Source organism: Microcystis sp. 49638_E5 (genome assembly GCF_021300285.1).
Lineage (GTDB): Bacteria > Cyanobacteriota > Cyanobacteriia > Cyanobacteriales > Microcystaceae > Microcystis > Microcystis aeruginosa_C.
Genome location: NZ_JAJTDH010000102.1, coordinates 1 through 14,433, shown reverse-complemented (window position 1 = coordinate 14,433; position 14,433 = coordinate 1). Strand labels below are relative to the sequence as shown.

At 42.6% G+C, this 14,433-nt stretch carries 15 protein-coding genes, 1 tRNA gene and 1 pseudogene; 5 read left to right on the top strand and 12 right to left on the bottom strand.

Going from position 1 to position 14,433, the window contains the following annotated elements:
* The 4 genes and pseudogenes from LW728_RS20085 to LW728_RS20070 all read right to left on the bottom strand — a co-directional run.
* Nucleotides 1-213: pseudogene (locus tag LW728_RS20085) on the bottom strand (DUF3782 domain-containing protein); the annotation flags it as partial.
* A gap of 113 nt (nt 214-326) precedes the next feature.
* Entirely contained in the window at nt 327-1,181 is an 855-nt protein-coding gene (gene purU, locus LW728_RS20080) for a formyltetrahydrofolate deformylase (RefSeq protein ID WP_002800452.1), read from the bottom strand.
* Nucleotides 1,182-1,302: 121 nt separating this feature from the next.
* Nucleotides 1,303-1,878 (bottom strand): (2Fe-2S) ferredoxin domain-containing protein, encoded by a 576-nt coding sequence (locus LW728_RS20075; protein WP_002800454.1) that lies wholly within the window; start codon nt 1,876-1,878, stop codon nt 1,303-1,305.
* 44 nt (nt 1,879-1,922) lie between these two features.
* The gene (locus tag LW728_RS20070; protein ID WP_002800455.1) at nt 1,923-2,165 is read right to left on the bottom strand and encodes an Asr1405/Asl0597 family protein; all 243 of its coding nucleotides are present in this window, start codon (nt 2,163-2,165) and stop codon (nt 1,923-1,925) included.
* Between the two features lie 11 nt (nt 2,166-2,176).
* Here LW728_RS20070 and LW728_RS20065 point away from each other — a divergent pair, with 11 nt between their 5' ends.
* Together LW728_RS20065 and LW728_RS20060 are read left to right on the top strand one after the other, a co-directional pair.
* Complete coding sequence (locus tag LW728_RS20065) at nt 2,177-2,395, top strand: hypothetical protein (RefSeq protein WP_157404720.1); 219 nt, start codon at nt 2,177-2,179, stop codon at nt 2,393-2,395.
* Nucleotides 2,388-3,227, top strand: a complete 840-nt coding sequence (locus LW728_RS20060; protein WP_287669073.1) for a reverse transcriptase-like protein — start codon at nt 2,388-2,390, stop codon at nt 3,225-3,227. Before LW728_RS20065 ends, LW728_RS20060 begins: the two co-directional genes overlap by 8 nt.
* Nucleotides 3,228-3,325: 98 nt before the next feature.
* On the opposite strand, the gene LW728_RS20055 is transcribed toward LW728_RS20060, so the two are convergent.
* From LW728_RS20055 to hisF, 4 genes are all read right to left on the bottom strand, one after another.
* Nucleotides 3,326-4,423: an AI-2E family transporter gene (locus LW728_RS20055; protein WP_287669081.1), complete on the bottom strand. Its 1,098-nt coding sequence runs from the start codon at nt 4,421-4,423 to the stop codon at nt 3,326-3,328.
* A gap of 225 nt (nt 4,424-4,648) precedes the next feature.
* Nucleotides 4,649-4,721: transfer RNA gene (locus LW728_RS20050), tRNA-Ala, on the bottom strand.
* A 118-nt stretch (nt 4,722-4,839) separates the two neighbouring features.
* Nucleotides 4,840-5,040 carry a hypothetical protein gene (locus LW728_RS20045; RefSeq protein ID WP_002780857.1) on the bottom strand — a complete coding sequence of 67 codons (201 nt, stop codon included), beginning with the start codon at nt 5,038-5,040 and terminating at the stop codon, nt 4,840-4,842.
* Nucleotides 5,041-5,292: 252 nt separating this feature from the next.
* Nucleotides 5,293-6,057: an imidazole glycerol phosphate synthase subunit HisF gene (gene hisF, locus LW728_RS20040; protein WP_002800458.1), complete on the bottom strand. Its 765-nt coding sequence runs from the start codon at nt 6,055-6,057 to the stop codon at nt 5,293-5,295.
* A 23-nt stretch (nt 6,058-6,080) separates the two neighbouring features.
* On the opposite strand from hisF, the gene ruvB reads away from it, so the two are divergent.
* Nucleotides 6,081-7,157 carry a Holliday junction branch migration DNA helicase RuvB gene (gene ruvB / locus LW728_RS20035; RefSeq protein ID WP_287669069.1) on the top strand — a complete coding sequence of 359 codons (1,077 nt, stop codon included), beginning with the start codon at nt 6,081-6,083 and terminating at the stop codon, nt 7,155-7,157.
* A 472-nt stretch (nt 7,158-7,629) separates the two neighbouring features.
* The gene (locus LW728_RS20030; RefSeq protein ID WP_287767870.1) at nt 7,630-8,406 is read left to right on the top strand and encodes an RNA polymerase sigma factor SigF; all 777 of its coding nucleotides are present in this window, start codon (nt 7,630-7,632) and stop codon (nt 8,404-8,406) included.
* Between the two features lie 98 nt (nt 8,407-8,504).
* On the opposite strand, the gene LW728_RS20025 is transcribed toward LW728_RS20030, so the two are convergent.
* The 3 genes from LW728_RS20025 to LW728_RS20020 form a co-directional block, all read right to left on the bottom strand.
* The gene (locus tag LW728_RS20025) at nt 8,505-9,665 is read right to left on the bottom strand and encodes an aminotransferase class V-fold PLP-dependent enzyme (protein WP_287669066.1); all 1,161 of its coding nucleotides are present in this window, start codon (nt 9,663-9,665) and stop codon (nt 8,505-8,507) included.
* 110 nt (nt 9,666-9,775) lie between these two features.
* Complete coding sequence (locus tag LW728_RS23470) at nt 9,776-9,889, bottom strand: ribbon-helix-helix domain-containing protein (RefSeq protein WP_367401692.1); 114 nt, start codon at nt 9,887-9,889, stop codon at nt 9,776-9,778.
* Between the two features lie 115 nt (nt 9,890-10,004).
* The gene (locus LW728_RS20020) at nt 10,005-11,138 is read right to left on the bottom strand and encodes an RNA polymerase sigma factor, RpoD/SigA family (RefSeq protein ID WP_002800464.1); all 1,134 of its coding nucleotides are present in this window, start codon (nt 11,136-11,138) and stop codon (nt 10,005-10,007) included.
* Between the two features lie 624 nt (nt 11,139-11,762).
* Here LW728_RS20020 and priA point away from each other — a divergent pair.
* Nucleotides 11,763-14,252 (top strand): primosomal protein N', encoded by a 2,490-nt coding sequence (gene priA, locus LW728_RS20015; protein WP_002800466.1) that lies wholly within the window; start codon nt 11,763-11,765, stop codon nt 14,250-14,252.
* A 29-nt stretch (nt 14,253-14,281) separates the two neighbouring features.
* Here the strand turns inward: priA and LW728_RS20010 are convergent.
* On the bottom strand, nt 14,282-14,433 hold a 152-nt coding region (locus tag LW728_RS20010; RefSeq protein WP_147073706.1), incomplete at its 5' end, for a DUF4351 domain-containing protein.

The window sequence follows — 14,433 nt, the reverse complement described above, 5'->3', positions numbered from 1 at the left end:
CAGTTCTTTGAGTTGTTTGTCAGTTTCTTTCTGTTGTTGGGCGTTTTCCTTCTGTTGTTGACTAACTTCCTTCAATAGTAGTTCAGTCTCCTTCTGTTGTTGACTAACTTCCTTAAGTTGTCGGTCAGTTTCCTTGAGTTGTCGGTCAGTTTCTTTTTGAGCGGTAGTTAATTCGGCTAAGAGTTGCCATACGTCTTCGGATGTAGTTGCCATAGATAATTTTTTCCTTCTGATCTGGTCTATTACTATTTTAGTCAATTGCGCCGATAATTCCTAATTTTTAAGCTTCAATGCTCTCTTTTTTGTCAAGTACATCTTATCCCATTTTAAGCGAATACTACCGTGCGATTAGCGTAAACCAAAACGCGATTTTGCAAGTGTAAACGTACCGCTCGCGCTAACACCACCCTTTCTAAATCCTTACCTTGACGAATTAAATCTCCTACGGTATCGCGATGGCTAACTCTGACCACATCCTGCTCGATAATCGGCCCCTGATCGAGATCGGCAGTGATATAATGGGCGGTAGCTCCAATAATTTTTACCCCTCGATCGTAGGCCCGTTGATAGGGATTGGCTCCCGCAAAAGCCGGTAAAAAAGAATGATGAATATTGATAATATTGGGGAAAAAGTTAATAAAATCTGGGGTGAGAACCTGCATATATTTAGCTAAAATCACTAAATCTATCTGGTATTGCCGCAGTAACTCTAATTGTCTGGCTTCCTGTTCAATCTTGGTTTCGGCGGTAACGGGAAGATGATAAAAATCAATACCAAATTGATTGGCAACTGAGTGTAATTCTGGATGATTGCTAATAATTAAAGGAATTTCTGCCCTAATTTCTCCCCCGTGTTGTCGCCATAATAAATCGAGGAGACAATGATCCTGTTTTGTCACCCAAATAGCTAGACGCGGGACAGTATCGGAAAAATGTAAGGACCAACTAGCCTGCAAAGGTTTGGCAATAGCGGCGAAAGCTGGTTCGATCATCCCACGGGGTAAATTAAACCCTTCTAATTGCCATTCTATCCGCATCAGAAACAATCCCGCCGAAAAATCCGTGTGTTGGTCAGCATGGATAATATTGCCGCCATTAGCGTAGATAAAATTAGCGATTTTCGCCACCAGACCAATCTGGTCGGGACAAGAAATTAACAAGGTTGCAGTGGCAGCAGTCATAAATTATCGGTGGCAAGAATTGACTTTTTCTACCCCTAATTTATTACAATTTTAGGCACTTCGTCCCTTTGATACACAAAAAAGATCGTTTGTCAATAGCGATCGCCGATTAAATTTCCGGTTAAACTGATAGGCTATTCCCTTGCTCAGAAGTGGCAAAATGCCGCTCGATTAGGGAGGGGACATCTTGGGGAGCTACCTGATTATAATGCTTTTTATCGGGCATAACCACCAGATTCGGCCCTTTTTTGCACTGTTTTAAACAGCCAGTTAATTTAATATTCACCGCTTCTCCCAGTCCTTTTTCCTCTAAACCACTCTCTAACCTTTGGCAGACTCTCGCACCGCCATTTTTCCAACAATCGGACTTCTGACAGATTAAGACGGTGGCTTTTTTAGCTTTTGCCGGGGCGACTTCTGGGGTTTTTTCGCCAGATAAATGCTCGATCCCTAGTACCCTCAGTTTTAATTTTCCCTTTTTTGAACAAAGACTACTTTCTCCCGTCACTTTTAGCCATGAGTGGAGAGCAATATTGAGAGGTATGTGGTCTCGCAGTGGTTTTTCGGGCTTAAACCAATATTCCCGTTTATCAACACTGATTCTCAGGTATTTTACCTTATATCCGTCCTTGAGGACAAAACCGAGGAATTGACCGACCACTTGAAAGGGAACCATGGTAGTTACAGATTTTGACATACTTTCTCACTTTTTACTCTCAGATTGCTAATTTTTCTCAAGGATTATACCCGCCAACAGGTTTCCAGCCAAGGGATTAAACAGCCTTGGGAAGCCTCTACCCATCGCAGGACAATCCACAGCTGTAAAAGTTGATCCTGTCCCTCGATGCGAACTGGCAAAAGCTGATGGAGCGAGCATTTACATTCAATGTCTAGGGTCTGGAGCCAGTGGTAGACCTGCCAGGGATCCCAAGCACTAATATTGAAGATTTTCTCACCTTCCGATGGCCATTTGTCTATACCCATGGGGCTTTTAATTGAGAACTATTAGCAATATAACTCTAGGCTGCTGTTCTCAGTATAACCGACAACTGCAAATAATTGTCAATAACCCGAAGAAAAAAAAGTTACCCGGCAGCGGCGATCAGCTAAAATCTTGCTTGTCCGCTTTGCCGATCCCGGAATCCCTACCGCCTAGAATTGTCAAAGAGATAAAAATGGAGATAACAAGATTTATTAACGAAAATTATGGATAAAAAAGCTCAAAAAACCGATAATTCAGCAATTCTCTATTTTGATGGTGGTTCTCGCGGCAATCCGGGGAGCGCAGCCGGTGCAGCGGTAATAGTTTTAGCCGAGGGTAATTCCTTGACAACGACTAGATATATGGAGAGAGCCACTAATAACGAGGCTGAATACACGGGATTGATTATTGGATTGGAAAAAGCCCAAGAATTAGGCTTAAAAAGCCTAGAAATTCGCGGAGATAGTCAATTAGTCATTAATCAAGTTAAGGGAGACTGGAAGGTAAAAAGCGATAGTTTACGTCCCTTTTATCAGCGTACTTGTCAATTAGTCGCCCAATTCGATCGCATTAGCTGGCGCTGGATTGAACGAGCTAAAAATAGTTTGGCTGACGCTGCTGCCAATCATTGTATGGACGAGGCGAAAAAATCGCCAGAAAAACCGAAGGAAGGTGAAACTAATCTCGATATTCTGCTCCAATCCCTGAAACCAATCCTAAATACCGAAGAATTCGTTTTTTCTTCCCTAACAGCAACAGAACTAGAACAGCTACAATTAACCCCTATCTGCCAATTTCAGGAAGAGGAAGGCCTAACGGTGATTATTCCCCGTCAGCAAGCTGATCGCACAAGCTTGCAGTACAAATATATTTATAGACAAATTACTCTTTCTGTGCATTCTAGTTTAGCGGCGGTGGGATTTTTAGCGGTGATTAGCGAGAAACTGGCCGCAGCAGCAATTAGCGTCAATGTCATTTCTGGTTATTATCACGATCATTTATTTATCCCTAGGGATAGGGTGACGGAAGCGATGGCTATTCTCGAAGAAATTAGCCGCTCATAACAGTTATCAGTTATCAGTTATCAGTTAGCAGTTAGCAGATGTGAGTTTTCAATTCACTCATTACTGTTTACTGTTCACTGAAAAAACAGGATTTATGATTATTTGCTCTCCTCCGAGGAATTTTTCACCGTTTCTTCTAGGAAAACTACCGGTTCTTTTTCCCGCTGCTGGGAGCGGATGATATCAATGGTACTTTTCAGCACACTAGCGATGGGAACTGCTATCAATAAACCGAGAATTCCTGCCACTTTGCCCCCGATAAAAAGAGATAGAATAATCCAGACGGGATTAAGTCCGATCATACCTCCCATTAACCGAGGGGCGATGACATTATCATTAATTTGACCGACAATAATAGTCAGGGTCAAAACCTTTAATCCTAGCCAAAAATCTTGAAACATCAGTAGGGTACTAATGCCAATAATGGTGAAGGCACTGGCAAAAGGAATTAATGTAGTTAGACCGATCGCCACCCCGAATAATAGGGCATAATCAACCTTGAGAACCACAAAAACAAAAATTTGAGCAAGGCTGAGAATTCCCGCTAAAATGGTTTGACCGGCAAAATAGGTTTCAAAAGTTTGACGAATAATCGTTCTTAATTTGAAATTCCAGGGAGAGGGAATCCAACTTAAAATTCCCTCCCAAATTTGTTCGCCATAGAGAACCAGAAAGACGGTGAGAACTAGAACAAAGAGAATGTTTAGGATACTGTTGATAGTTCCCAGCACAAAGCTTAGTAATTGAGTGCTAAGAGTTTGTAAAACATTGGTTAGTCGTTCCGATAACTGGGTGATTGATTGCTCGATATAAATCGCATATTTCTGAGTTTTATCCCACTTTTCTAAATTTTGTATCTGTTCGGTTCCCGACTCGATCCACTGGGGCAAACTATTGATTAAACTGCTTAATTGTTCGACAATCTGGGGAATTAAAATTAAACCTAAAACAATCAAAATTAATAGGGCAATTAAAAAGACAATAGCGATCGAACCACTGCGATTAACCCCGCGTCTTTGCAGCAGTTTGATGGGAACATCTAAGACAAAAGCTAGTAAACTAGCAGTGACAAAAATACTGACTAAGGGTTCTAGGTAGCTAAATAATTGGAATAATAACCAACCATTGAGAAATAAGAGCGGAAAAACTAGACTTAGCCGCAACCAACGAGGTAGTTGCTTAAAAAGCTCTATCATATAACTAATAGGGAAAAAATCCCTAAATTTTCCCCCCAATCACTCCAATGGTAGGCACTTTTTCAGGGAAAAAAAGTCTAAAAGCCTTATCCAACAAGGTTTTTAGATTTATTCAGCAAACCCGAGGTAAAAAGAGACTTTTCTAACCAGAAATCCTCTTTCAATCTAGCATCTCCTCGTTACTTTTTTGGTTCCAGTAACCCTGAAACTCTTATCCTAACTGTATGGAGCTAAGCGGATTCGAACCGCTGACCCCCTCAATGCCATTGAGGTGCTCTACCAACTGAGCTATAACCCCGCGAAGACCATTTTTGAATATAGCTTAAATAGAATCATTTTGTCAAGGGGTGACGAGAAAAAAATTTGTCAATCAAAAGGCGATCGCTCATTGACAATGGTGAAAAAATTGCCCCCATTTAGACAGGAGCCGAAATTTGGGTTAAATAGGTTAAACAGTGACCCATGAGGAAATAAACTACTAACATAGCCACTGCCGCTGCTGCCACTAAGGTTCCCGCCAGCATCAAGGAAAACTCTTGCTTGTCGAACGCTTGCTGCATCAGATGCAATGACCAAGCCACAAGACCGAGGTCAAAGATGAGAATCGGAACTAACATATTTTAAATTTTGTTAACTTTCCTCTATTCTAATACATAATTTTCCCTGGGGATAATCGGACTGAAGTTAAAAACAGGGATTTTTGCCGGTTGCTCGATCGCGGCTGGCAGCCGTCAGCCATTAGCTTTCAGTAATAGCTGTAAACCTTGCTCTTCTTGGGTTTCAGTCCGAAGAAATCGGCAGCAACTAATAACATTAACCGACTCAATCACGAGATTAAGTTCTGCTAATCTTGCCCTCATTTTCCCTGGCTAACGCACGGGTACTTGTTGATTGTGCAGATAATTTTTGACCTCAGCGATGGTTAATTGACCATAATGGAGCAAAGAAGCCAATAAAGCAGCTTCTGCCCGCCCTTCCGTCAATGCTTCGTAAATATGCTGACAATTACCCGCTCCTCCCGAAGCAATCACAGGAATCTCCACCCTTTCAGCGATCGCTTTTGTCAATTCCAGATCATAACCCGCTTGCGTGCCGTCGGCATCCATACTGGTAACTAACAACTCACCTGCCCCGCGTTTTTCCACTTCTTGGGCCCATAATAAAGCATCAATACCCGTATTTTCGCGTCCACCCCGAACATAAACCTCCCAACCGGGGTTATGCACATCCTTACGTCGTCTAGCATCGATCGCCACCACAATGCACTGTTTCCCAAAGCGATCGCTGGCTCGATCGAGCAATTCCGGCTCGCGCACGGCAGCCGAGTTAATGCTGACTTTATCGGCCCCGGCTCTTAACAAATTTTTAATATTTTCTAAGGATTGGATGCCCCCACCCACTGTCAGAGGAATAAAAACCTGTTCCGCCGTGCGATAGACTACATCAATAATCGTGTCGCGATCTTCATGGGTAGCAGTAATATCAAGAAAAACCAACTCATCAGCCCCTGCCTGATTATACAAGCGGGCCAACTCCACGGGGTCGCCAGCATCCTGAAGATTGACAAAATTAACCCCTTTAACTACCCGACCTTTATTGACATCCAAACAAGGCAAAATCCGCTTCGCTAACATATCCTAGACTCTTGATTGTAACAATGGCCATCAAACGATCGCATAATTCCACCCCGGCTGCCGAGGAAAATCTGCTCACTCCCAATCCCACTATAGAAGAAACGGAAAAAGCAGAAGCGCAGATTCGTCCGCAATCCCTAGAGGATTATATCGGTCAACAGGACTTAAAGGCTAATCTAAAAGTCACCATCGCCGCGGCCAAAGCTAGACAAGAAGCGATCGATCATTTGCTCTTCTACGGACCGCCGGGGTTAGGAAAAACCACCATGGCTTTAATTTTAGCGGCTGAGATGGGAGTAAATTGCCGCATTACTGCCGCCCCCGCTTTAGAGCGTCCCCGGGACATTACCGGCATCCTGATCAATCTTCAACCCCGGGATATTCTTTTTATCGACGAAATTCATCGACTGAATCGGGTAACGGAGGAGTTATTATACCCAGCGATGGAGGATTATCGCCTAGATGTGACGATTGGCAAGGGTCAAGCGGCAAAAATTCGCAGTATTTCCTTACCTCCCTTTACTTTAATCGGTGCTACTACCAAAGTTGGCTCTTTAACTTCGCCTTTGCGCGACCGTTTTGGCATGATTCAACGTCTGCGTTTCTATACAGTTGAGGAATTAACCACAATTATTCTCCGAAGTGCCACTATTTTTAATATTCCCATGACTGAAGCGGGTGCGATCGAAATTGCCCGTCGCGGTCGGGGAACTCCACGCATTGCCAATCGTTTATTAAAACGGGTGCGCGACTATGTGCAGGTGAAGGGAGAAACTATGATTACCCCCCAGTTAGCCGCTGAGGGATTAAATCAATTAAATGTGGATTCTATGGGTTTAGATTGGACCGATCGATTAGTATTAAAGACGATGATCGAACAGTTTCAAGGCAGACCCGTGGGATTGGAAGCGGTAGCGGCAGCCACGGGAGAAGATGCCAAGACGATCGAGGAGGTGTATGAGCCTTATTTATTACAAATAGGTTATCTTAATCGTACTGCCCGGGGTCGCGTGGTGACGGCAGCCGCCTACGAACATTTAGGTTTACTGGCGAAATTGCCGAAAAAGAATGATCGGAGTTTACCTTTGTTTGAGTTATAGTTTTCTAGATATTACAGCGTTTTAGCTCACTTGTGTCCTTTGAAATCCGGCTCTTCGGCAAGGTTTAATCTATACTTCACCTTTACGATAAAGGCTGTAGGAATAATCTGGTCGCTTCCGTCCCTTCTCAGTTAAGTAGTCGTGCAAAATTAATTTCCTAGTGAAGATAGGCAAGGGGCAAGGGGCAAGAGGCAAGAGGTGGTTAGATATGTGTAATTAATTTTGCTTAGGTACTTAACAATTCTTATTGCGCTGACTAATTACAGCGTTTTAGCTCACTTGTGTCTTTAAATACTGCCTTGACTGCTTGAAATCACACAAGCCCTTGTGTAAAGACTGTATGATGAAGATCGTAGTAAGTTACATTGTTGTCATTGCCTGCCGCTTCTCATCCAGACTATGTTGGGATTGGTCAAAGCTATGCAATAGTGAGCTTTTATAGTCAATAATTTTTTAAGTCTGTTAACGCCCTATGTCTGTCCCAAATAAAGAAAATATTAAACTAGAAACTCTTACCCTGTTTCAAAAATACCAAAAAACAGGGGATAATAAGTTACGGGATCAAATTATACGGTTAAACCTAGGATTAGTCAGAAGGGAGGCTCATCATTGGGTCAATCAATGCCATGAAAACTACGAAGATTTAGTGCAGGTTGGCTGTATGGGACTAATTCGGGCGATCAAGCGTTTTGACAGCAGCAAAGGTCATGCTTTTAGTTCTTTCGCCATTCCCTATATTCGCGGCGAAATTCAACACTATCTGCGCGATAAGGGTTACACGGTTCGTATTCCTCGTCGTTGGTTAGATTTAGGCAGACAAGCGACAAATATGCGTCGGGATTTCCAAACTATCCACAATCGTCAACCCAATGATACAGAAATCTCCCTCGCTTTAAATATTTCGCTCGAAGAATGGCAAGAGGTAAAACTGGCTTTCCAAAACCGTGAACCCCTCAGTCTCGATGCGACGGTTAATAACGATGAAGATAATAATACTTGTTTAAAAGACCTCATTCCCGATCCCGGTTATCGCAGCTTTCAACTTTGTCAAGAGGATCGCATTCGTTTACAACAAGCACTGGCTCAATTAGAAGACAAAACCCGTCATATTCTCGAATTTGTCTTCCTGAAGGATCTTACTCAACGGGAAACCGCCGAACAATTAGGCATTAGTGTTGTTACCGTCTCCCGTCGGGTGAAAAAGGGTTTAGAAATGCTCAAGGAAACTATGGTCCAAGAGGCATTTTAGCCCAATTATTCGGTTATCATAGCAAGTCCGTTATTAACTCCCAATTCAACTTTAAAAACTCAGTTATGGATTTTTTTCCCTGCTCCGATGCTCCCCGCTTATCTTAGCTCCAATAGCAAGTAATTCAAAACCCCAGCTAAATATTCATACTGCTCGATCGAATTATAGTAGTGAGCAGAAATTCTCACAATTAATGATGCTTCTCCCCAGGGAATTATCGGCAATTCGATCTGATATTTTTCCCACAGTTGTCTAGATAAATCTTCTGCTGCCCAAGCATAACTAGGAATTAGAATTGAAGACATCGATCCGATCATTGATTCTGGACAGGGATAATTGACCTCTAAGGCACGACAAAGTAAATTTCTGGCTTTTAAAACCAAATTATGATTCCTCGCCATCAGACCTAGTAAACCATCAATAGAGAGAGAATTTAAAAACTCGATCGCTTTTGGCACTGATAAATAAGCGGTGGGATCATCGGTTCCCATCCAAGCAAATTCTAACTGAAAACGGGAGCGATCTTGTCGAGGGGAATTCGCTCCATGGCTAATAGTTAAAGGTCGAATTATTGCCTGTTTATCCCTGCGCACATAGAGAAAAGCAGCCCCCTTGGCACTACATAACCACTTATGACAATTAGCAGTATAATAGGTGGGATTAATTGCCCCGATATTAAGGGGTAAAAAACCTAAAGCATGAGCGCCATCGATGAGAGTATCAATACCCTGATTATTTAATTCTTGCACAATTTCTGCGATTGGCCAAATTAAGGCCGTGGGACTGGTGACATGATCTAAAACTACTAATTTTGTCCGGGGAGAAACTGATGCTAAAATCGCTTGACTAATTTCTAAAGGAGACTGCACAGGAAAGGGAATTTTAGCGATAATTACCTTTAAACCCCATCTTTTAGCTATATGTTTAACTGCATTAGCACAAGCATTATAGGTTTGATCGGTGATCAGAATTTCCTCATTTTCCTGAAAAGTTAAGGAATTTAACACCGCATTCACTGCTGTGGTTGCATTGGGAACAAAGACTAAATCATCGCTATTTACACTGACTAAATCCGCTAATTTTTGCCTAGCAATATCTAATAAACCCTCTAATTCTCTCCCCAAAAATGCTAAAGGTTGCCTTTCCATTCGTTCCCGCAATTGTTGCTGATAATCCAAGACTATTCTAGGGGTTGCACCATAGGAACCATGGTTGAGAAAATAAATATTATCGGGAATTAACCAAGAATTTTTAGACATATTGAATTAATTTGATTTTATTCAAAACTAGAAAAAATAGCTGAAAAATTGCCTATTGTATTCAGAGACTGAATAGCTAGTATATTTATGATATAACCACCCATTTTAGATTAATCTCCGATGGGTTGAAAACGTTCGTATTCATCTTCGGGAGATTGATATTTTCCCGTTTTCACTTTCTGTTGGATTAGATGCTCTTGTTGTGGGGTAAGATGTACGTTCATAGGTATTATGACCATCTACTGAGAAAATCAACTTTATCTTAATTTTAAGCTAAATATCGACAAAAAAAGCTCTCCAGGAAAAAGGAGAGGGGAGAGAACGAGTTAGAAAAAATTATTAATGTAACCATCCTTTCAGACGACGCGCGACTTGAGGACGACGTAATTTTCGCATCGCTTTAGTTTGAATTTGACGTACTCGTTCGCGAGATAAATTGAACATTCCCCCCACTTCCTCTAGGGTATAGGGTTGACTGGTAGCTAAACCATAACGGAGAGAGATAACATCTTTTTCCCGTTCGGTGAGAACATCACTTAAAACTGCGAAAATTTCCTGACGCATCATCATCTCATTCATTTTATCTTCGGGAAGTTGTAGATCATCATCTTCCAACAGATCCACTAATTCCGTATCTTCTCCCTTCCCTACACGATGATTTAAAGAGAGAGATTGACGACGCAATTGTAATAATTGCCGCAATTGTTCGGGAGTCATTTCCAACGCTTCCGCGAGTTCCCGTTCATTGGGATTGCGTTGTAAATCTTGCTTGAGAATGCGCTGCGCTTTTTTGAGTTTATTGAGTTTTTCGACAATGTGAATCGGTAAACGAATTGTACGCGCATCGTTAGCAATGGTGCGGGTGATTGCTTGTCGAATCCACCAATAAGCATAGGTAGAGAATTTATAACCTTTATTGGGATCGAATTTTTCGGCCGCACGGTTGAGTCCGATCGCACCTTCTTGAATTAAATCTAAGAAAGGAACCCCGCGATTTAAATAGCGTTTAGCGATAGAAACCACCAAGCGCAAATTAGAACGAATCATTTTCCGTTTAGCTGTTCTTCCCCGATAAAGACGGTTTTCCAGTTGACGTTCATTATCTAATTGTAAAGCGATCGCCCATTCCGTTTTTGTCGGGGGACGATGTAAATTTTCCTGTAGTTTTTGGCGCACTTCTTCCGCTTCCATCAGAAACTTAACCGAGTAGGCTAATTCAATTTCTTCTTCCGCATTAAGCAGGGGATAACGGGCCATTTCTTTAAAAAATGCTCCAACAGTATCTTCATTGCTGCCTTTATCGTATCCAGTTCCACTACCCCCACGAGTGGTTTTTAGGGTTTCCGGTAAAGGTTCAGTCAGATCTTCGTCAGTTCTTTCAGCAAAATCCACGCTGTCTAGTTCTAAAGGATTTGTCTCCAGGGCAATGATTTGATTAAAATTATCATCAGAGGCTAGTTTAGAGATTTTCATAAGCAGTTATGGATGGAGTGGGGTTATAATAGCGGGGAAAAACTCGGTTTCTCCCAATGGGCTGATTGTTACATTGAATTTTCGGGGAGCAGATTTTTTAAACGTTTTCTTAATTAATGGCGGCAATTTCTGGGATATAATTGCGCGATTCTGTGTCGATGGTTACAAATCGCCGAACCAGACAATAAGATTTTCTGGTGAATGGGAGGAACTTTTTGTGTTTCTACTCATACACTCTAACTAAGGTTTTTGGTATTTGACTAGGTAAAGATCACGCTTCTTAACAATCAAGATAGCAGTCAGCTTTTTATGACTATTCTTCGCTTTTTTTATTGAGAACTATTCTCAAGTTTTGACTAACTATGCTTTGATTCAATAGCTAATAGTCAATAATTATCATTTGGAAAGATTTCACGGGCTAAAAATCAAAATTTGCGGGCAAAAAAGCAATATTTAAAGTGTTTTTAGACAAAATTAGCTATTTTTATTCCCCTCAAGCTTTAAACTATAATTTAAATACCCTATTCTCCCCCCCCCCGCAACGCGAGTGATCTCCCCACTTCCCACTCCCCACTTCCCACTCCCCACTTCCCACTTCCCACTGATAACTGATAACTGATAACCATGCTCGATCGCTGTGCTACTCTAACTGTAGCGGAACCTCGCACACCTTACCAATTAACCACAACTGGACAACCGTGGTTAGAGGTTTTGGTCGATCGCCCTTATCCTAGAGATAGTCAAGAGGATCAGCAAATATTAACCTATAGTATCCCCCCCGATTTAACGGTAGAAATTGGCGATATTTTAAGCGTTCCCTTCGGTTCTCAGGTAATTGGGGGAATTGCTCTTAGATTTCTCGAAAATTTGCCCGCAGGACTAGAAGAAAATCAAATTCGTCCCGTGGAAGATGTGATTACTAAGGGCTTTTTCCCCGATAATTATTGGCAGTTATTGACTAAAATCGCCCAATACTACGCAACGGATTTAATCACCGTTGTTCGCGTCGCTTTACCTACGGGTTTACTGCGAAGTTCCCAACGTCGCATCAGATTAAAACCAGAAGCGATTCCCCCCGGTGCGGAAGTTTTTTGTACTCCCCTCTCCCGTCAGATTTTATCCCTGCTCAAAAATCAAAAAGAAGGCGATTATTCGGCGAAATACCTGCAAGAAAAGGTAAAAAATGCCAATTACGGTATCCGAGACTTAGTTAAGCGCGGTTGGGTAGAAAGCTATCTAGAAGCGCCCAAAAATCCTAATATTAAGCTAAAAAAAGCCATTACCCTGCTAATAACCGACTTTCCCGCTGATTTAACCGAAAATCAGCGCAAAATTGTCGAAATCTTGCGCCACCAGGGAGGAGAAATGTGGCTGCCAGAATTGGCACAACTCGCGGGGACAAAACATTTTAAACCGCTGATTGACAAGGGTTATGTGGTGATTGAGGATCGGGAATTTCTGCGCTTATCCTCGGCGATTATGAGCAGGGATCAACCAAAAACACTCACTTCTAGTCAAAAACAAGCCCTAGAAGCCATTCAAACCCTGAAAGGTGGTGAAAGCGTCCTCTTACACGGAGTTACAGGATCGGGTAAAACAGAAGTTTATCTACAGGCGATCGCACCTGTCCTGGCAGCGGGTAAATCTGCCTTGGTTTTAGTCCCCGAAATTGGATTAACACCGCAACTAACCGATCGCTTTGTGGCCCGTTTTGGCGATCGAGTCTATGTTTATCATAGCGCCCTCTCGGAAGGAGAAAGATACGATACCTGGCGACAGATGTTGACAGGAACCCCGCAAGTCATTATCGGGACGCGATCGGCGATTTTTGCCCCTTTACCCCATCTAGGCATGATTATCCTCGATGAAGAACACGATAGCAGCTTTAAACAAACCCAATTACTCCCCACCTATCACGCGCGTACCGTGGCTAAATGGCGCGCTCAATTAAACCATTGTCCCGTAATTTTAGGCTCGGCGACACCATCCCTAGAAACATGGCTAGAATCCCAAGTTAATCCCAGTCTTTACCTATCTTTGCCCGATCGCATCCAAAATCGCCCCTTACCGCGGGTGGAAATCGTCGATATGCGAAGGGAATTGCAACGAGGCAATCGTTCCCTGTTTAGTCAATCCCTGCGTTCATCTCTGGAAACCCTGCGCGACAAGGGAGAACAGGCAATTTTATTCGTCAGTCGCCGCGGACATAGTACCTTTGTATCTTGCCGAAGTTGCGGTTATGTGCTAGAGTGTCCCCACTGTGATGTCTCCCTCTCCTATCACCACACCGAACCGGGAGCGCAAGAATTACTACGCTGTCACTACTGTAACTATGGTCGCATTCATCCAAAACAATGTCCTGAATGCGGTTCTCCCTATCTGAAATTTTTCGGCACTGGCACTCAGCGAGTCACCCAAGAATTAACCAAAGAATTTCCCGATTTGCGCTGCTTGCGTTTTGATAGTGATACCACCCGCAACAAAAATGCTCCCCGGGAACTATTAAAACTATTTACTGATGGTGAATTCGATGTCCTAGTTGGAACCCAAATGCTCACCAAAGGATTAGATATCGAGCGAGTTACTTTAGTGGGAATTATGGCTGCCGATGGTTTACTTTATCACTCTGATTATCGCGCCTCCGAACGCGCTTTTCAAACCCTAACTCAAGTAGCAGGGAGAGCAGGAAGGGGAGAAAGAGAAGGAAAGGTAATTATCCAAACCTATACCCCTGAACATCCTGTGATTAGAGCAGTACAAACCCACGATTATGAGGGTTTTGTCGAGACGGAATTAATGCAGAGAGAGAGCTTAAATTATCCTCCCTACGGCAGTTTAGTCTTAATTCGCTTTAGTGGTTTAGATGGGGAAGCAGTGCAGAAAAGTGCCGAAAATGTTGCGGAGGAATGTGTTAATAATTTGGGTTCCGATTGGGATATTTTGGGACCTGCACCCGCAACAATTATGCGCGTGGCTAACCGTTATCGCTGGCAAATTCTGTTAAAATTATCGGGAGAAAAGGCTGATATCGGTGATCTTTTTCGTCCTTTGAAAAGCTTAGTTTTACCCAAGGTAAGTATGGCGATCGATGTGGACCCCTTGACGATAGAATAATCAAGGATGGATAATGCGCTCGCTATTGTTCACGGATGCAACCAGTTATCTAAATCTGTCAAAGTGTCAAAGTCTAATAAAGCGAGTCCTAAGTCTTCTAACCGCTCCACAGGAAGGTTACGGATGGTTTCTTCTAGATTCTGGGGTATTTCACCGAAACGTCGCTGAAGTTGACGGAGGA